1 protein-coding gene is annotated in these 466 nt (G+C 36.9%); it reads right to left on the reverse strand.

The window, feature by feature from the left end; all coding sequences use genetic code 11:
- The coding region (locus ACOEN1_RS13495; RefSeq protein ID WP_422487410.1) for a transposase at positions 1-466 on the reverse strand (466 nt) is incomplete at both ends.

Consider the following 466-nt stretch of genomic DNA (forward strand, 5'->3'; position numbering starts at 1 on the left):
GTCATTTTTCTGGCTACAGCACCAATAGCCGTAAGATGATGCTTGCCACGCAATCTAAGTGATTGATAATATACGGATAATGCAGGATCCTTAAAAGCCGCAACTGTAGCAGCCAACCAAATTGCTCTACGAAGATAAGGAGAACCACGCTTGGAAATCTTAGTTTTTGTCCCAACAAAATCACCAGATTGCTTAACACTTGAGTCTAAGCCAGCATATGCGACAAGCTGAGATGCGGATTCAAAGCGTGAAATATCTCCTATTTCACCAATTATAATCGCACCTAGAATATCACCTATACCAATAATGGATGTAATTACATTATTTGTTTGGTGAAGAAGAGTGGTAATCTCAATTTCAAGTTCGTCTAATTGATCTTCTATAAATTTAATTTGGGCAATGATTTGCTTTATTTGAAAAGCAAATGCATTTCTAGCTAAGCTAATACCAAAAGTATTCTTAGCAG

The sequence above is a fragment of the Gudongella sp. DL1XJH-153 genome, assembly GCF_049310905.1.
In the GTDB taxonomy this organism is placed as follows: domain Bacteria; phylum Bacillota; class Clostridia; order Tissierellales; family Tissierellaceae; genus Gudongella.